This is a genomic window from Aliiruegeria lutimaris (genome assembly GCF_900099935.1).
Taxonomy (GTDB): Bacteria; Pseudomonadota; Alphaproteobacteria; order Rhodobacterales; family Rhodobacteraceae; genus Tropicimonas; species Tropicimonas lutimaris.
Genome location: NZ_FNEK01000003.1, coordinates 13,281 through 28,834, shown reverse-complemented (window position 1 = coordinate 28,834; position 15,554 = coordinate 13,281). Strand labels below are relative to the sequence as shown.

Genomic DNA, 15,554 nt, shown 5'->3' with positions numbered 1-15,554 from the left:
GCTCATGAAGACTCTTTTTCAAACCCTGACCATCCTCGCCCTCTCGACAGGCGCCGCGCTCGCACAAGCGTCGCACGGAATGGACCACGCCAACATGCCGATGTCCGACCAGCAGATGGAGGGCGCGGTTCACGCCACGGCCACTATCAATGAAATCGGAGACGGCACGGCAAATGTCAGCCACGGCCCGATCCCCGAGATCGGATGGCCGGCAATGACGATGGACCTGCCGCTTCTGGAAAATGCCGAGATGATGGGGGAGTTCTCACCCGGCGACGAGGTCACGTTGATGCTCCTCAAGGGCGATGACGGCATGTACGCCATCGGAGCGATCATGCCGAACTGACGACAAGGCGCGGCGGCCGTTACGCTGGTAAAAGCCGCCGCGCCATTTCCTGGAACTCGCCGAGCGGACCTTCGTGCATGATTTTGCGACCGCGAAACGACCGGGATCGGCATCGCGACGAGGATCGCGAAAAGCGCCGAATCCATTTCATCACCACCTTCATTTGCACCGGGGATGCAAGGGCGCGGAACCGAGGGCTTGCATGAACATAGTCAAGCCGCACGCAGGACGGGTGCCGGAATGGGCGTTGACCTCTCGGGGCTGTTCGGTATTTGCTGGACGGCACTCCGGTCGCTGCCAGATCAGCCACGCTCCCTCCGGTAACCTTCCAGCTTATCGAGGACAGATCCCTTGCCTTACGAGAAACGCAGAAATATTGCCCGCGAGTCCTTGTTGATGCAGAGCCTTCCAGACGAGCATGTCGAACAACTGATCGCGAAATCGACCTGGCACAAGCATGAACGTGGCGAAACGCTGTTCCTTCATGGAGAAACCGCGCGGTCTATCCACATTGTCATCGACGGGTGGGTCAAACTGTTTCGTGTCGCGCCGAACGGCGGCGAGACTGTCGTTTCGGTCTTCACAAAAGGCGAAAGCTTTGGCGAGGCCGTTGCCTTTCGCAACAAGAAATACCCCGTTTCCGCCGAAGCCGTCACGGATTGCCATCTGCTCCAGATCCCGACCAGTGCATTGCTCGAAACGATGCGGAAGGATCCGGAGGTGAGCATTTCGATCCTTGCCTCCACATTCACCCACCTCCATTCGCTCGTCGATCAGCTCGAACAGCTCAAGGCCCAGACGGGTGCCCAACGCCTTGCGGAATTCCTGCTCGAAATCTCCGACAGTGACGAGAATAGCTGCGTGGTAACGCTTCCCTATGACAAGGTGCTGATTGCCGGTCGTCTGGGGATGAAGCCGGAAAGCCTGTCACGGGCGTTTGCAAAGCTCAGAACCTTCGGGGTCAAGGTGAACCGTTACGATGCGGCGATCGAGAACATCGAACGGTTGCGGGAGTTCGCGATGTCGGATCCCGCGGACTCCTGGAACAGGTAGGTCTGACCTGCCGGCGTTCGGCGCGCGTGCCGGGGACCTCTGTCGGGCCAATGGCCACGCCGTCAGCCGGCAATCTCGTTTCTTGCGAGAGACGCGATCCGCGCCGCGACGATCCAGAAGGCCAGCCGCACGACCATCGCCACAAGCGTGCGCGCCTCCCAGGCGGAACCTGCCAGGATCAGGATAACGAATACCCCCAGCACGATGGCAATCGCTGTGGCGATCACGCGGGAAAGCGTCACAGCCCAGGCACGCCGGAAGACAATTCCGACGCCGGCTGCCACATATGCCGGTCCGGAAAAAGCATTGAACCAGAGCACGGGCAGAACGATGTCACCCGCCCCCTCTCGAACGGCCTGCGGTCCCCAGAGCACCATACCGCCGGACAGAATGGTCAATGTTCCGAACACAATCGCAGCGCCTCCGATGAGAATGTGCCAACGCATTTTCTTTCCTCCCTTCTCGTCCCGAAATTCGTTGCTCCCCGACAGAAGATGTCAGCTCGCGAGCACCGGGATCACGTAGAGCCCGAGCAAAAGCAGGCAGTACCCCCCAAGAACCCCGTTGAAGCCCGCTCTCCATGAGGGCGCCCGCCAGAGACCCAGGTAGCGCGACAGGATCACGCGCATCTTCATCCAGGCGACCAACAGGGTGGCGGCGCCGGTCATGGTGGGCACCGCGTTCTGGCAAACCATTACGGCAATTGCCGCCGAGGCACCGCTCAACAGGATCAGGGAGAGCCAGGCGTATGTAAGTGATTTCAGGGGCATGGAGACTCACGCAAGCAGGTAGACGACGGGGAAGAGCAGCACCCAGACAAGATCGACCATGTGCCAGAAAGCGGCGCCGACCTCGATGATGTGCGCCTCGTCCCAGATCGCAACGAGACCGAGAATGACGATTCCGGCGACGACATGCGCGGCATGAAACCCGGTCAGCAGATAGTAGAACATGAAGAACGGATGGGTTTCGACCCCGATCCCCTGTTCTGCCTTCTCGGCAAATTCGATCCCCTTGATCCAGAGGAACACCCCGCCAAGAAGCATCGCGGCTATCAGGTGCCAGCGGGCCATGGTCCTCTGTCCGTTCCGCCGCAATTGAACCGCGCGCGCGGCCAGGAAGCCGCTTGTGATCAGAACCACAGTATTAAGAGCGGCTCCGGTGCGGTGAAGGTGGTCCTGCGCCTCGGCGAAACCGAAGGGATCGGAGATCCGCACCCCCAGAAAGGCCGCAAGCCCGGCACCGAACACCAGCAATTCGCTGACGATGAGCACCCACATGAGAAGCTCGCCGGGAAGCTCGTCCAGCGCATTGCGCGGCTCGGACCGGGCTTGCGTTTCGGTCATGGTCAGGCTCCGACCAGGTGCCGGTATATCTGCGGCAGCGCCTGGGTGAGCTTGTCCGGGTCGGGAACGACCTCGAACCCACCCTGCCCGAAAAGACGCGGGAACCAGCTCTTGGCCGTCCTGTCGACCGTGACGCCAAAAACGGATTGACCAGCGCGGCGTGCTTCGCGCACCGCCATGCGCGTGTCTTCAATGCCGTGGCGGCCTTCGTAGTGGTCCAGATCGTTCGGTTTGCCGTCGGTGATGACCAGAAGCAGCTTGCGTTTTCGGGTCTGCGTGGCGAGCCCGGCGCTTGCGTGCCGAATGGCCGCGCCGAGCCTTGTGTAGAAACCGGGCCTCAGCCCACCGATCCGTTCCTCGACGATGCGGGACATCGGTTCGTCGAAACGCTTGCAGTTCTGCACGTAGACGCGGTGGCGCTTGAGCGAGGAGAAGGCATTGATGGCAAAATCGTCGCCGCAGGCGTCGAGCCCCCAGGCCATCGCGTCCAGCGCCTCGCGTTCGATGTCGATCACCGCGCGCCCCGAAACAGCGCTCTCGGTGGAGCGGGACACGTCGAGCAGGATCGACACCGCCAGATCGCGCGCTTCCGGCCGCGTCTGTGTCCAGATCCGTTCTGTGCCCTGCCCGGTCGCCTTCCAGTCGACCTGGGCCCGCACGGTGGCGTCGAGGTCGAGCGCGTCGCCATCCAGATGCCCTCGGGTCACGACCCTGCCCGGCCTTAGCGCTTCGAACTGCCGCCTGACCGAGCGGATCCGTCGCGCCGTGCGCGGGTCTTTGGCATAACCTTCGTATTCCTCCCGCGCTTCCGCGGTGCTGGCCAGCACACGGACATGGTCCGGCAGGTAGCTGCCCGAGCGGGCGTCCCATTCGGGATAGGTCAGCTTCGCGGAGAGCCGCTCCCGGTCCACATCCTCCGGCGCGAGGTCCAGATGCAGCTTCAGCCGCGTCGCGGGCGCCTTGGAGATCTGCCCCAGACCGATCTCGTCCTGATCCTCGGCCGCCTTCTTCGCATCGTCATTGTCGTCGTCATCGACACGCCGATTGAGGTTCAGGAACTCCGCCCAGCTCAGGATCGCTTCGAACTTGTGCAGGATCAGGCTGTCGGCCCGTTCGGCCTGATCTGCCTGCCGCCGCCGGGCACGGAATGTCTTGTCGCCCGCCTCTTCCGGGGTACCATCGGTTTCGCGCGTTTCCACCTCGTCGCCCGCCGAGAAGACGACCTCACGCAGGTCCGGCCAGAGGGGCACGGGGCGGAAGGGCCGGTAGCCGCGCGGCGCGGAAATGGCAAAGAGCTCCCCCGAGGCCATGGCGTCTTGCAGCGCCTTCACCTCGGGCGAGAGAGCCGCCCGATCGCCGAGCATGTGCCGCAGGAGCGCCTCCATGCGGGCTTCGACAACCGGCAACGTGGGAGTCGGTCTTTGATGAAGCGTGCCCTCGCACAGGGCCGCATAGAGATCGCGCAAGCCGGGCGCGTTCTCCAGCGCGGCAGAGACCATCGCCTGAGCCGCCATCAGTGCGCGCAGATCCGAGCGCAGCGGATCGTCCTCCGCGATCCGGTCGGGCGCATGGGCCACAGCCGCCGTCAACCACAGATAGAGCGCCGCATTTGCTTCGCGTTTCGGGAACACCGCCAGACGCGCGGGGAGACGGAGGATCTCGCCGTCGAAACTCGCTCTAGGGGCGGTTTCGACCTCAGTTCCCAGGCGACGCAGGAAACTCAGCCGGTGGCGGGAGATCTCGTCGGAGATCGGGCGCAGCTCGACCGAATGGCCGCCCCCCAATCCGCGGAACAGGACCGCCAACCGCCCCGCGACCTCCGAAAGGTCGACCGCGGCGCCATGATGCACCTCCGGCGCATCCAGACGGCTGGCAAAGGCGTGCCACAGTTTTCCGACGGTTTCCTCGGGTTCCCACGGCTCGAATTCGATCCTGCTCATCTGGATGACCTTATCCGAAGACCGCCGTGACAAGATCGAGAAGACCGCGCTTCACGTCCTCATCATCGGTGAGCGGTTCGATCATCGCCGCGAGAATGGCCCGTTCAATGCCCATACCCTGCCGGATCAAAGTTGCTGCATAGACGACCAGACGGGTCGAGACACCCTCTTCGATGTCCTGCCCCTTGAGCGCACGCAGCTTGCCGGCGAGGCGCACGAGTACGCGAACACGGTCTTCGTCAAGCCCGCTCTCCTGCGCGACCACGCGAATTTCCAGGTCCGGCCTGGGGAACCCGAATTCGACAGAGATGAAACGCTGTCGCGTGGACGGCTTCAAGGTCTTCAGGATGTTCTGGTAGCCGGGGTTGTAGGAGGCCACGAGCATGAAGCCCGCCGCCGCAACCAGTTCTTCACCCGTGCGGTCGATAGGAAGGATGCGACGGTCGTCCGTGAGTGGGTGCAGCACGACCGTCACATCTTTGCGCGCTTCCACCACTTCGTCGAGATAGCAGATCGCGCCCTCCCTGACCGCACGGGTCAACGGGCCATCCACCCAGACGGTCTCGCCGCCCTTCAACAGATAGCGTCCGATCAGGTCCGCCGCTGCCAGGTCGTCATGGCAGGCGACGGTGTAGAGCTGTCGGCCCAGACGTTCCGCCATGTGGCTGACGAAGCGTGTCTTGCCGCAGCCGGTCGGCCCCTTGAGCAGGACCGGAAGGCCGTTTTCATGGGCTGCCTCGAAGACCGTGCATTCGTCGGACTGGGGCAGGTAGAAGGGGGCGTCGGCCGCCCCTTTCGCATGTGTCATGGATCCATCCATTTCGATTACTCTGCCGGAACTTCGGCGGTCTTGCCGGGTTCAATGATCTCCTTGCGGGGCATGGCCACGGCGTAGATGAAGAGCAACGCCCCGAGCACCACGGCGATACCGGCCCCGAAGCGCATCCAGTAGAACAATGCCAGCTGGTCCTGCACGTCCATGAAGTATTCCCCGAGGACGCGCTGCAGATGCGTCTGCAGGGTGCCGGCGAAGGTCAGCACGAAGGTCATGAAGGTCATGCCACCGGCCATCAGCCAGAAGGACGCCATGTTGATCACCTGGTTATAGGGGTCGCGTCCTTTCAGGATCGGCATGGCATAGGTGAAGATGGCGAGGTTGAGCGAGACGTAGGCGCCGAAGAAGGCCAGGTGCCCGTGCGCGGCAGTGATCTGCGTGCCGTGAGTGTAGTAGTTCACCCCGTGCAGCGTGTGCAGGAAACCCCAGACGCCGGCGCCGAAGAAGGCCAGCGTGGCGCAGCCGAGCGACCAGAGGAGCGCGGCCTTGTTCGGGTGGTCCCGGCGGCCTTTCCAGACCATGACGAAGGCAAAGGCCATCATGGCAAAGAACGGGATGACTTCCAGCGCGCTGAAGATCGAGCCGATCCACTGCCAGTAACCCGGCGTGCCGATCCAGTAATAGTGGTGGCCGGTGCCCAGAATGCCGGAGAAGAGCGCGGCGGCGACGATGACATAGAGCCATTTCTCGACGATCTCGCGATCGACGCCGGTCAGCTTCAGCATCAGGTAGGCCAGGATCGACGCCATGATCAGCTCCCAGACGCCCTCGACCCACAGATGCACGATGTACCACCAGTACTGCTTGTCGAGGCTGAGGTTCTCCGGGTTGTAGAAGGAGAACAGGAACAGCAGCGCCAGCCCCCAGAGGCCCAGCAGCAGGATATTGGTTATGGCGGTCTTCTTGCCCTTCAGCACCGTCATCGTGACGTTGTAGAGGAAGATCAGCGCCGCAACGACGATGCCCATCTTGACCCATTTGGGCTGTTCGATGAATTCGCGGCCCTCCTTGCCGAGCAGCCAGTTGCCCTCGAAGAGGTTGAACGTGTAGGTCAGCACCACGCCCAGCGTGCCCACGACCAGGATGATCAGTTGCAGATAGGCGAGCTTGGTGGAGTGGATCTCGCGCTCCGCCTCCTCCGGGATCAGGAAATAGGCCGCTCCGAAGAAGCCGCAGATCAACCAGACGATCAGCGAATTGGTGTGCAGCATCCGCAGGATGTTGAATGGGAGCAACTCGCTCAGGAAATTGGGCGAGACATAGACCCAGCCCAGCACGAGCCCCATCGTCACCTGCACCGCGAAAAGCCCCATTGCGACGGCGAAGTAGGCCAGGGCTATCTTCTGTGATTGGTATTTCATATCTCTGTTCTCTCTTTCCTTCAGCCGGCGTCGTTCGGCGGCCAGTCCTGCGCGTCGATCTTGTCGGTCCAGATCAGGAAATTGGTGAGGTCGCGGATCTCGTCATCCGTCAAGTGGAAGTTCGGCATCTGGCGGCGGCCCTCGATGCCGGTCGGCATGGATTCCATCCAGCCCTTGAGGGTTTCGAATGCGGCCTCGGGATCGTCCAGAACGCCCCAGCGGGTCATCACGTTGCCCACTTCCGGAGCGTAATAAGCGCCCTCGCCAAGAATGGTGTGGCAGTTGATGCAGGCGTTGTGTTCCCAGACACGTTTGCCCGCGGCCACGCTCTCGTTGAGCGTATTCGCGTCGGTCGACTGGTTGACGATGTAGCGATGTGAGTGGACCGAAAGGCCCAGGAAGATGAGAATGAAGAACAATGACCCGCCATAGAAGGTATTGCGGGCCATGCTTTTTGTCATGACTTCGCGCATTGCGCGCTCCTTTGCGAAGCGTTGGTGATGAAAGAAGGATGAAAGGTGCAAGCCCGACTCGCCTTAACGAAAGTCAAGTATGTGAAAATGCTTGTGGCACGCGAGATTGGGCTCGTCAGAGGGCTTTCGGCACACCGAAGGACCGCGCTGCAGGATGCAAGGCGCGGGCGATGCGTGGATCCCGGAGCTTCAACCCACCCTGGGCAGGCGCGGGGCAGTCACCAGCGGAAGAACGGAGACGGTATAAAGCGCAAAGGCAAGCACCCAGCAAAGACCGGAGCCGACCACCAGCGGGAAATACAAGTCCCCGGACAGTTCCGAACCGATCCAGCGCAGAACGGCGCTCGCCGCGATGAGAAGATAGCTCGCCGCGACCGGCCCCGGAGCGATCAGTTCCCGACCGGTGTGGCCGAGCACCGCGCGGCTCATGACAGCGAGCGTCATACCGCCGACGGCCCCGATTCCAAGCAGGTGCAGCGCCGCGACTTCATCGCCGGACCCCAGCCACGCCAGTCCCCAGAGAACCAGGCCAAGGCCAAGCATGGCCATCCCGAGATGCAGGGCCAGCAGGATGGGTTGGTTCAGGGTCCAACGCCCGCTCCAGCGCGAGAGCCGGACAAGTTGCACGCCCCCAGACAGGATCGCGAGCCCGCCGACCGGGACTGCTGGCACCCCGACCAGCAAGGCAAGCGGCAGTATGACCGCCAGGACTAGCCCGGCCTTGTCCAACATCTCCGTTGACCGGGGCCAGGCCTGCTCGGGCAGGTCCGCGCGTTTCATGGCATTGCGTGTGAATCCCGGCGTGACCCTGCCACCGAGCACTCCGATCATCGAACACGGCCCCAGCAGCCCGACGCGCATCCCGGTGTCGAGCGTGTCAGCCGTGATCCCCATCCACTCAAGATGCACCATCAGGTTCCCGGCCCACACGATGGAAAGAAACAGCACGAACAGAACGTTCTGCGGTTTGGGCCGTTTCATCAGTTGCTGGGCGATCTTGACGATAAGGATGGGCAGGAAGGCAAGATCCAGCAATGCCACCAGCCCTGCGGGCAGCACCACCGCAAACCAAACGGCCAAACGCCCGGCCAGCCAGATGCTGGATGTAAGGATGACGAACAGGTGGCGCGCAGCCTGGGTACCGGTCCAGTTGGGCACGGCCGTCAGAAGGAAACCGCCGAGCGCCGTGCTGGCATAGCCGAAAATCATCTCATGCGCGTGCCATTGCTGCGGCGGAACGGCAAAGTGCGGAGCACCGAGCACGCCGCCCGGAAAAGGGTCTGTCAGCCAGATCACCCAGATGACCCCCGCGAAAACAGCATAGAGCCCCGCCAACAGGAAAAAGACCCGAAAGCCCTCCGAGAAGAAGATGTTCATGCGGGGAGTCATGGCGGTTCAGTCCTCGTGGTGCCTGCGAAAGGTGAAACTCCGGACCGCACGGCAAGCGGTATACGGATCATGCTGCGGGAATAGACTTCCGGCGGGCCCGGCACCTTAACGAAAGTCAAGGAAACCAGGCAGGCGCCGTGGCATTTTGAGGCATCACCACCAATCGGGGCGGAGCAACCGAAATGCCAGGCACGAAAGCCAGTCGCGCAGAGGCCGGCAAGCAGGTCAGCACAAGCGGTGCAGATGGCCATTGGTCGATCCGAAAGCTTGCCGTCCTGCTTTATCCGTTTGCCGCCGCCACCGTGGCGATCAACCTCTTCATGCTGGGCCTGATGGGACAGGCGATCGGCCTGCCCGCGATCTCGCCGGCCCTGGCGATCTGGGCAAGCCTGCCACTGGGAATACCCGCCGGCTGGATGGCCGCGCGATGGGTGCGCGGGCTGATGGACGAGGCCGAGCGGAGGCCACGTCGGGAGGGATAGGCCCGGACAACCCGGTTCAGGCGATCACCTCCAGGCGCGCATCCGGAAATGCAGTAACAGCGGTCGCGGCCCCTTCCGCGCTCAGCAGGCAGCAGGCGGTCGACAGGCCATCGGCAAGCGCCGCGCGTGGCGCGCTTACCGAGACCACCCCCTGCCCCATCGCCGGCAGGCCCGTCTCGGGATGGAGGATGTGGCCAACCTCGCCCCGCGGATCCAGCAGCGTGCCCGATGGGGACGAGGTCGCAAGCGCCCGATCGCGCAGCTGCACCTTGTGGATAACGCGACCGTCCGGCCGCGCGACACCGGACACCCAGGCAGCCCCGTCGGAGCGCGTCCCGCTTGCCACGATCTCGCCCATGTCGATCAGGATATTATGCAGGCCCCGCGCATGCAGCAGCGATGCAACCCAATCCGTGATGTAGCCTTGCGCGATGCCGTTGAGCGTCAGCGCCATGGCGGGACGGGCGAAGGCAATCTGCCGTGTATCCATCCGCAGGTGCCGCCACCCCGTTCGTTTCAACGCTTCCGATAGCTCCCCGGCCTTGGCCGGATATCCGGAGACCGCGCGCGCCGCTTGGAGTTCCCAGAGCGGCTGGATCGTGGGATCGAAGGCGCCGCCGGAAACGTCGTGCAGGCGTCCTGCCAGAGTCAGGACTTCCAGGAGTTCGGCGGGGGGGTGATCCAGCCGGCCATCGCGGTTCAACCTGTCGATGGCCGAGCCGCGCCGGTGGAGGCTGAAGATCGCTTCCAGCCGGCGCAGTTCCGCCTCCACCGCGGAGAAGACGGGCGCGGCCCGATCTGTCGCGAGCCCTGCAAGCTGCATGCTTGCCCCGGCACCAAGCGCCAGCCCGCGCCAGTACGCTGCCGGTTGGCTGGCCAGTGCCGGCGCGGCGGCGGCGCTGGCCGAGATTGCAAGGAAACGCCGGCGCGTCAGGGACGAGATCATGAGGGTTGCTCCAACGGCTGGTTCAGGTCGACCGCGCCCAGGGCGGCCTCGTCCGGGATAGTACCCAGCGGCATCGCGGCGCCACCATATCGATCGATGAAGGCCTGCGCCTTGGCGGGTTGTGCGAATGGCACGATTTCAGGTGCGCCCATACCGCCCGCGACCCCGGCACCCACGACGAAATGCGCGGTATCGGCGGCGATCCAGTTCTCGGCGCCGGGCTCCGCCCAGGAGGGCGCCGCGCCCATGTCGCTGACATAAATCGCGAGGATATCGGCGTCACGTTCCGGGCTCTTGAGATAGGCGACCATGTCCCGCACCTGCGCGAAGAAGATCGGCGCCGGGTAGCCTTCGAGATGGATCTGTCCCTTAGGACCACCATGTTCGGCCACGTTCATCTGGCAGAAATAGCTGAGCGCGCTATCGGTCATGGGGGTCGGATCCGGGGCCTCTGCGACCTCTTGCTTGCAGGCGGTCAGCAGCAACAGCAGGCAGGGCAGCAGAACGCGCTTCATGGCTCCAGCCTCCGCAACGCGGTGCGGGCCATGGCAAAGCCGGCTACCAGCCAAAAAACGATCGAGGCGGGGGCGGCCCAGACCGGCAGGCTCCCGGAAACGCCGGTCATACCCGTGGCAAGCGCCACATCCGACGAGGAGGTGACATTCCAGAGCCGGAACGCGTCGGCAGGATTGGCGGTCAACACCCAGGGGAAGACATTCTGCGTGAAATAGCCCCCCGCATCGGCCACAACAGCGCCCAGCAGTCCAAGATCATAGAGAACCACGACGACAAGCCACAATGCTGCGGAGAGCCCTGCGGCCGCGGCCGGGCTGCCCGCGAGGCTGGACAGCAGGTAGCCGAATACCAGAAAGACGGCCCCGAGCAGGATCGACGTGCCGATCAGGCGCCCAACCGCCAGCGCGCTTTCCAACGACGCCCCGCCGGTGGCCGCGACGACGAGACCGGACGTGCCGAAGCCGACACTCATGGCAAAACCGAGCGCCGCCAGATGGGCGAGAAATTTTCCCCCGAGGATCTCGCCCCGCCCGGCCGGGTAGGAGAGCAACAGCGCGAGGCTGCCGCGATCGGCCTCTCCGGCGATGGAGTCAAAGCTCATCATCAGCGCCAGAAGCGGCGCGAGATAGACGGAGAGCGTGGTCATCGAAGCCACGGCCACGGTCAGCCGGTCGACGCCGAGCGTTCCTGTCGGCGCGGAGCCGGCGAAGGTCAGCGCCAGGGCGAAGAGCAGCATGATGAGCGTGGCCAGAAACAGCCAGCGGTTGCGGCGAACAATGAGCCATTCGGTGCGAGCGACGGCAAGAACACGACCGATCATGCGCCTTCCTCCTGTGCAAAGTGGCGATAAAGGTCCTCCAACCGTGGCGGAGTCATCTCGATATCCTCCACCGTGTCGGTCATGGCGGCGAAACGGCGGAGCTGCTCCATCTTGGCCTCGGGCGCGCAGGAAAGCTCAATGGAAGCGCCATTTACGCGCCGCCCGCCGGTATCCGCGGCGAACCGGTCGGCCGCACCCTGGCGGGCCCGAATGCGCAGTTTCGTTGGCAGGCCCGCCTTGTGCGACAGGCTCGCCAGCGTGTCGTTGGCCACCAGGCGCCCCTTGCGCAGGATCGCAATGCGGTCGGTCCGCGCCTCGACCTCGGTCAGCGCGTGCGAGGCCACCAACACTGCGGTCCCCTGTTCGGCCAACTCGTCGATGATCGTGTAAAGCTCCTGGCGCGAAAGCGGATCCAGCCCGCTTGTCGGTTCATCCAGCAGCGCCACGGCCGGTTTGCCGAGCAGAACCTGCGCCAGCCCAAGCCGCTGGCGCATCCCCTTGGAATAGGTGCCGATGCGCCGGTCCGCCGCATCGGCAAGGCCGACCCGCTCCAGCAGGCCGGCCACCGGCGCGGTTCCGACGCCGGCGAGACGCGCGAACAGCGAAAGCTGGTCACGTCCCGTGAGTGACTTGTGAAAGCTCACCGCTTCCGGAAGGAAGGCAGTGGCAAGGCGGGCGGCATTGCTCCCGGGCCTGGCGCCGGCGATACGGATCGCGCCGCCATCCAGCCGCGTCAGCCCGAGGATCAGCTTCATCAGCGTGGATTTTCCGGCGCCGTTATGGCCAAGAAGCGCCACGCGCTCACCTGGGGCCAGCGCCAGGCTCACGGCGTCGAGCGTCAGCTGTCCGGCACGCCGCTTGCTGGCGCTGTCGATTGTCAGGATATCAGTCATTCAGTCCCTCCCATCCGGTCAGGTCGATCTTTCGCGGCTGCATAAGCGGGTGGCTGTCGATCACCCCGCCCGGCAAGAGCGCCGGGAAGGCAGATTGTGACCATCGCACGAGCTGCACCGCCGGGGAGCCGAGCAGCAGCTTGGCCGCAGGCTGGGTCCAGAGCACGTGATCCATGCTGTCATTGGGTCGGTAGGGCGCATCGGCAATGCCGTCGCCATTCAGGTCATAGGCGGCAAAATCGGACCAGTAGTTGCCCCTGCCCTCCTCGGACCACTCCACCCAGCGGGAGGAGACGTATTTCACCTGGGTCCGGTTGGCGACGAAGGCATTGCCTAGGATCCGGTTTCCCTCGGAGCCGGCGGTGAAGTGGATGCCGATGCCGCAACCTTCGAAATGGTTGTCGGAAAACAGGTTCTTGTTGGAGTTGTAGAGGAAGGCGCATTTCTGCTCCGTCCCCTTCACGTAATTGCCGGTGATCTCGCTGTGGTTGGCATAGTTCATCATCACGCCATGCTCGCGGTCATCGATGGAGACGTTGTTTGCCACCCTGACCTGCTTCGAGAACATCACCGCGTAGCCGAGATCGTTGCCGATGGAGACATTGCCCGTCACCTCGGACTGGTTGGCATACATGTAATGCACGGCAAAGCGCAGGTCGCGGAAGGTGTTGTTCCTGAAGATGTTCTTCTTGGAGGAATTCACGAAGATCCCGTCGCGCCCCAGCCGGATGTCATTGTTCTCGACCACCGCACCGGGTGCGTTCCAGACATAGACACCATTGCCGCGGTCGTTCATCCGCTGGTCGGTGCGTCCGGTGATGGTGTTTCCGGCAACCACGGCGTCGCGCGCGCCGTGGATGTCGACCCCGTAGAGATTGCCCTCCAGCACGTTGCCGACGACACGGGCGCGAGTGGCCCCCTTGGTCAGCTTGATGCCGGAATCGATCTCCTCATGGGCGGACCCCGATCCGATGACCGTGATCCCGGTCACCGTGACGTCCGCGCCAGTCACGGTGAGCACGCTTCCCCGGTCCTGTCCGTCGAGGATCGCGTGGCCCTGTCCGTCGAGCGTGACCGGGAAAGCCAGTTCGACGGTTTCGGGATAGGTCCCGGGCCGCAAGCGAAGCACGTCGCCCTCCGCGGCCCGGGCCAGTGTCTCGGCAATCGCCCCAGGCCGTGCTGGCACGTCCCACTCGGCCGCGGCAAGCGGCGAGGCGATCAGCAGCAGGATAGCCCGGAGCAGACGCATGGCTTACGCGCCCTTCGGTTCGACGAACATCCGGCCGCGCATCTCCATGTGGAGCGCGTGACAGAACCACTGGCAATAGTACCAGTGCACGCCCGGGCGGTCGGCAACGAAGGTGACCGAGGCCGTGGCCTGCGGCGCGACCTCCATCGCGACGCCGAAATTGGCCATGCAGAAGCCGTGGGTCAGGTCGTCGATATCGTCCATGTTGGTGACATAAATGGTGACCTCGTCGCCCTGCTTGACGGTGAATTTCTCCATCGAGAATTCCGGCGCCACGGAGGAGAGGTAGACCCGCACCTTGTTGCCGTCCCGAATGAGCTCCTCGTGCCCCCAGTCCAGATCGACGCCATCGGCCTCGGCCTGTTTGCGGGCATCTTCCCACATCGGGTCGTTGCGGTCCCACTCGTTGCGCGGATTGACGATGTCGCGGCGCACGATGATCGAGTCGTGCGGCTCGGCAAAGGTCGGCCCGTCATGCACAAGCTTCATGCCGCTGCCCGAGATGTCGATGAGCTGTTCGTTCTCCGGCTTGAGCGGGCCGGTGTTGAGGAACCGGTCCTTGGAGAACTTGTTCATCGAGACCAGCCACTTGCCGTCGGCCTCCTTGGTCTCGCCCATGGAGGTCGAGTTGTGGCCCGGCTGGTAGTGCACGTCGATCTTCTCGATGATCGGGTCCACGTCGGCGCCGTTATACTGCTCGATCGCCTTCTCGATGTTCCACTTCACGGCCTGGCTGTCGAGGAAGAGCGTGGTGAAGGCATTGCCCTTGCCGTCATAGGCGGTGTGGAGCGGCCCGAGGCCCAGCTGCGGCTCGGCCACGATGCAGGAGCGCGGATCGGCGTCGGAGTCGAACAACGCATCGAGCTTGGTCACATCCATCACCGAAACGGTCGGGGACAGCTTGCCGTTGATGCAGACATGCTTGCCGTCCGGTGCGGTGTTGACACCGTGCGGCGAGTTCGGGATCGGTACGTAACGGGTGTATTTCTTGTTCTGACCCTTTCGGCCGTCGATCACCTTGACGCCGTTCAGTTCCTGGTAGTCGCCAGCGGCGACACCGGCCTCGATCTCCTTGAGGTTGAACACGACGACGTGGTCCATCTCGTTCTCGGTCATCTCGGCCAGGTTCATGCCCATTTCCGAGTTGTAGGAGGTCGAGAAGGCGTATTTGCCCTGGTAATCGCAATCGGTGTTGTCGAGGTTGCCCGAGACGATCACCTGCCAGGCGATCTCCATCGTGTCGCCGTCGATCGCGGTGAAGATGTTCACGTATTGCGACGGATCGTCGAGGATCTTGCCGTCATTGACCAGCGGCGCCTCGTGCTCGCCATTGGCAAAGACATAGCCCGTGCGCGGGTATTTCTGCGGCCGCATGCCGTGGATGTCATGCGCGTTCGGGATCTCGACGATCTTGTCGCATTTCATCACGTCGCAGCGCACGCGAGCCACGCGGGTGTTTGCCTTGTCGTTCATGAACAGGTAACGGCCGTCATAGGTACCGTCGGTGAACGACATGTGCGGGTGGTGCAGGTCGCCATTGTCGTAGGTTTTCTTGCCGTTCGAGGCCAGAAACTTCTTCGTCTCCTCGGTCAGGCCCTCGGTCAGCACCTTGAGGCTCTCGTTGGTCTGGCCCCAGCCGGTGGCCGAGCAGCGGTTGAAAACCGGGATCCGCATCAGCTCGCGCATGGACGGCACGCCCAGGATGCGCAGCTCGCCGGTCTGGCCCGAGGACCAGAAGCCGTAATAGTCGTCCAGCTCGCCCGGCTCGAGGCTGGCATTTCCGGCCGCGGCCCTCGCGGGGGTGGCAGCCATCATCGTTCCGCCGAAGCCGGCAGAGGCGAGCACTGCCCCCGTGGCCGTGGCACCGAGCATTCCGCGGCGTGTCATCGCCAGTTGCTTCATTTT

Annotated in this window: 17 protein-coding genes; 3 read left to right on the top strand and 14 right to left on the bottom strand. The window is 63.5% G+C overall.

Going from position 1 to position 15,554, the window contains the following annotated elements; all coding sequences use genetic code 11:
• Positions 1 to 4 precede the first annotated feature (4 nt).
• Positions 5 to 346: a copper-binding protein gene (locus tag BLR85_RS02320; protein ID WP_093148660.1), complete on the top strand. Its 342-nt coding sequence runs from the start codon at positions 5 to 7 to the stop codon at positions 344 to 346.
• 396 nt (positions 347 to 742) lie between these two features.
• Positions 743 to 1,399, top strand: a complete 657-nt coding sequence (locus BLR85_RS02315; RefSeq protein ID WP_212635005.1) for a Crp/Fnr family transcriptional regulator — start codon at positions 743 to 745, stop codon at positions 1,397 to 1,399.
• Between the two features lie 62 nt (positions 1,400 to 1,461).
• Here the strand turns inward: BLR85_RS02315 and BLR85_RS02310 are convergent, their stop codons facing one another.
• The 8 genes from BLR85_RS02310 to BLR85_RS02275 all read right to left on the bottom strand — a co-directional run bounded on the left by BLR85_RS02310 (position 1,462) and on the right by BLR85_RS02275 (position 8,743).
• Positions 1,462 to 1,845, bottom strand: a complete 384-nt coding sequence (locus tag BLR85_RS02310) for a hypothetical protein (RefSeq protein WP_093148652.1) — start codon at positions 1,843 to 1,845, stop codon at positions 1,462 to 1,464.
• Between the two features lie 51 nt (positions 1,846 to 1,896).
• Positions 1,897 to 2,169, bottom strand: coding sequence for a hypothetical protein (locus BLR85_RS02305; RefSeq protein ID WP_093148648.1), 273 nt, complete (start codon positions 2,167 to 2,169; stop codon positions 1,897 to 1,899).
• A 6-nt stretch (positions 2,170 to 2,175) separates the two neighbouring features.
• Positions 2,176 to 2,745 carry a cytochrome c oxidase subunit 3 gene (locus BLR85_RS02300; RefSeq protein WP_244520584.1) on the bottom strand — a complete coding sequence of 190 codons (570 nt, stop codon included), beginning with the start codon at positions 2,743 to 2,745 and terminating at the stop codon, positions 2,176 to 2,178.
• Positions 2,746 to 2,747: 2 nt separating this feature from the next.
• Positions 2,748 to 4,685: a nitric oxide reductase activation protein NorD gene (locus tag BLR85_RS02295; protein WP_093148644.1), complete on the bottom strand. Its 1,938-nt coding sequence runs from the start codon at positions 4,683 to 4,685 to the stop codon at positions 2,748 to 2,750.
• Between the two features lie 10 nt (positions 4,686 to 4,695).
• Positions 4,696 to 5,505 carry a CbbQ/NirQ/NorQ/GpvN family protein gene (locus BLR85_RS02290; RefSeq protein ID WP_093148639.1) on the bottom strand — a complete coding sequence of 270 codons (810 nt, stop codon included), beginning with the start codon at positions 5,503 to 5,505 and terminating at the stop codon, positions 4,696 to 4,698.
• Between the two features lie 5 nt (positions 5,506 to 5,510).
• The gene (locus BLR85_RS02285; protein ID WP_093148635.1) at positions 5,511 to 6,881 is read right to left on the bottom strand and encodes a cbb3-type cytochrome c oxidase subunit I; all 1,371 of its coding nucleotides are present in this window, start codon (positions 6,879 to 6,881) and stop codon (positions 5,511 to 5,513) included.
• A 20-nt stretch (positions 6,882 to 6,901) separates the two neighbouring features.
• Positions 6,902 to 7,354 (bottom strand): c-type cytochrome, encoded by a 453-nt coding sequence (locus tag BLR85_RS02280; protein WP_093148632.1) that lies wholly within the window; start codon positions 7,352 to 7,354, stop codon positions 6,902 to 6,904.
• Between the two features lie 189 nt (positions 7,355 to 7,543).
• Complete coding sequence (locus tag BLR85_RS02275; protein WP_093148628.1) at positions 7,544 to 8,743, bottom strand: NnrS family protein; 1,200 nt, start codon at positions 8,741 to 8,743, stop codon at positions 7,544 to 7,546.
• Positions 8,744 to 8,925: 182 nt separating this feature from the next.
• Here BLR85_RS02275 and BLR85_RS02270 point away from each other — a divergent pair, with 182 nt between their 5' ends.
• Positions 8,926 to 9,225 (top strand): hypothetical protein, encoded by a 300-nt coding sequence (locus tag BLR85_RS02270; RefSeq protein WP_244520583.1) that lies wholly within the window; start codon positions 8,926 to 8,928, stop codon positions 9,223 to 9,225.
• 16 nt (positions 9,226 to 9,241) lie between these two features.
• Here the strand turns inward: BLR85_RS02270 and BLR85_RS02265 are convergent, their stop codons facing one another.
• From BLR85_RS02265 to nosZ, 6 genes are read right to left on the bottom strand one after another with little or no spacing between them, the layout of a single operon-like run.
• Positions 9,242 to 10,171 (bottom strand): FAD:protein FMN transferase, encoded by a 930-nt coding sequence (locus tag BLR85_RS02265; protein ID WP_244520582.1) that lies wholly within the window; start codon positions 10,169 to 10,171, stop codon positions 9,242 to 9,244.
• Entirely contained in the window at positions 10,168 to 10,686 is a 519-nt protein-coding gene (locus BLR85_RS02260; RefSeq protein WP_093148625.1) for a nitrous oxide reductase accessory protein NosL, read from the bottom strand. The genes BLR85_RS02265 and BLR85_RS02260 overlap by 4 nt, the downstream gene beginning before the upstream one ends.
• Positions 10,683 to 11,504 (bottom strand): ABC transporter permease, encoded by an 822-nt coding sequence (locus BLR85_RS02255; protein ID WP_093149141.1) that lies wholly within the window; start codon positions 11,502 to 11,504, stop codon positions 10,683 to 10,685. The genes BLR85_RS02260 and BLR85_RS02255 overlap by 4 nt, the downstream gene beginning before the upstream one ends.
• Positions 11,504 to 12,400, bottom strand: a complete 897-nt coding sequence (locus tag BLR85_RS02250; RefSeq protein WP_093148621.1) for an ABC transporter ATP-binding protein — start codon at positions 12,398 to 12,400, stop codon at positions 11,504 to 11,506. Before BLR85_RS02250 ends, BLR85_RS02255 begins: the two co-directional genes overlap by 1 nt.
• A complete protein-coding gene (locus BLR85_RS02245; RefSeq protein WP_093148617.1) occupies positions 12,393 to 13,649 on the bottom strand; it encodes a nitrous oxide reductase family maturation protein NosD in 1,257 nt (418 codons plus the stop codon). The genes BLR85_RS02250 and BLR85_RS02245 overlap by 8 nt, the downstream gene beginning before the upstream one ends.
• Positions 13,650 to 13,652: 3 nt before the next feature.
• Positions 13,653 to 15,551: a TAT-dependent nitrous-oxide reductase gene (gene nosZ / locus BLR85_RS02240; RefSeq protein ID WP_425284461.1), complete on the bottom strand. Its 1,899-nt coding sequence runs from the start codon at positions 15,549 to 15,551 to the stop codon at positions 13,653 to 13,655.
• Positions 15,552 to 15,554 lie beyond the last annotated feature (3 nt).